Annotated in this window: 2 protein-coding genes; one reads left to right on the forward strand and one right to left on the reverse strand. The window is 76.6% G+C overall.

All coding sequences use genetic code 11. The features are described 5' to 3' along the window. On the forward strand, window positions 1-1,185 hold a 1,185-nt coding region (locus QR77_RS48920; RefSeq protein ID WP_040023664.1), incomplete at its 5' end, for an asparagine synthase-related protein. Between the two features lie 72 nt (window positions 1,186-1,257). On the opposite strand, the gene QR77_RS21340 is transcribed toward QR77_RS48920, so the two are convergent. Next, the coding region (locus tag QR77_RS21340; protein ID WP_173476327.1) for an NPCBM/NEW2 domain-containing protein at window positions 1,258-1,561 on the reverse strand (304 nt) is incomplete at its 5' end.

Below are 1,561 nucleotides of genomic sequence, written 5' to 3' on the forward strand. Positions count from 1 at the left end.
CTCGCCGTCACCTTCAACGACCTGGCCGTCAGCGGGCGCGACGAGGCCGAGCTCGAACGGGCCCGCGCCATCGCCGCCAACCCCCGGCTGCACCACGTCGTGGTCGCGGCCGGCGAGGAGGCCCTGCCGTACGCGGAGTTGGAGGGGCCGCTGACCGACGAACCCGGCCCCTCCCTCGTACTCGCCGAACGCCACCGGCGCCGCCTCGCGGCGGGCAGCGCCGACCACTTCACCGGCGGCGGCGCCCGCGAGGTGCTCGACGCGCACCCGGCGCGCCTCGCCGACCTGCTGCTCGACCGGCGCAGACGGCACCTGCTGCGGCCGGTGGCCGCGCTGACGAGCAGCGAAGGCGCCTCGCCCGCCTCGCTGTTCGTCCCGCTGACCGTCTACCGCGCCGCGCGCAAGCTGGCCCGTACGACCTACCGCAGCGGCCTGGAGGAGGCCGCAGCCCGGCTGCCGGAGGCGGTCAGGTCGGCGGGCTCGGCCGTCTCCGACGCCCCTCTCGCCGCTTCGCTGGCCGCGCTCACCTGGTCGCGCCCCGGGCCCGCCGCCCGCTGGATGACGGGGGAGGCGCTCGCGGAAGTATCGGTTCGGCTGCTGGGAGCGGCGACCCGCCCCACCTCCGTGCAGCGGCCGGGGGACGCCCGCGCACGCGCCGCGCTCGCGCGGTACGCGGCGGACCACCGCGTCTTCGAGCAGGCGGCGGAGATCCGCAGCCAGCGGCTGCACGCGCCGTTCCTGGACAACCAGGTCGTCCGGGCCTGCCGGCTGCTGCCCGAGGCGCTGCGGGTCCAGCCGGACGCGCGCGCCGAGATCCTCCGTACCGTCCTGGCGGGAGCGGGCATACACGATCTCCCGGCGGGCTGGGGCGCCACCTCACGCGCGACGAGCGCGGCGGCGGCCAGGGCCGGGCTGCGGGTGGCCATCGGGGAACTGATCAGCCTCTTCGACGCGCCGCTGCTGGCCGACGCGGGTCTGGTCGAGGCACGCGTCGTACGGAAGGCACTGCGGGCGGCCGCCGAGGGCGAGCCGGTGCCGCTGGACGGGCTGGCTGACCTCGTCTCCACGGAACTGTGGCTGCGCAGGCTGCTGTCGCGGCGCGGCACCTGCTGGACGGGGACGGCGGCGCCGCGTCAGCGGGCGGTGGCGGGCGGCGTACTGCCCCGGCCCACGCTGCGGTCGTAGCCGCGGGGGCAGTACGGATCGCGGGTGTGCGGATCAGGGGCGTACGGATCGGTGGCGGCGCGGTGGACCGCGTCAGCCGCAACTGATCACGGACCGCGCCCAGTCGGCCAACGCCAGCCCGCCGAGCGGCTTTTCCGCCTCGACGACCAGCCGGATCGTCTTCTGCCCGGAGATCCCGACCTGTACGGGCACCGCCTTGCCGCGTCCGCGCAGGACGGGCGAGCGCCAGAGACGGCCCCCGTCGCCGTACACGGAGAAGCGGGCGGCGCCGACACCGAGGGTCAGGTCGTCGACCCCGGCCAGGGCGCGGTAGCTGGAGCAGCGGCGGTTGAGGTCGATGGTGACCGAGCCCCGCGCGTGCATGGTCACGCCGTGG

Source organism: Streptomyces sp. 150FB (assembly GCF_000818195.1).
Lineage (GTDB): Bacteria > Actinomycetota > Actinomycetes > Streptomycetales > Streptomycetaceae > Streptomyces.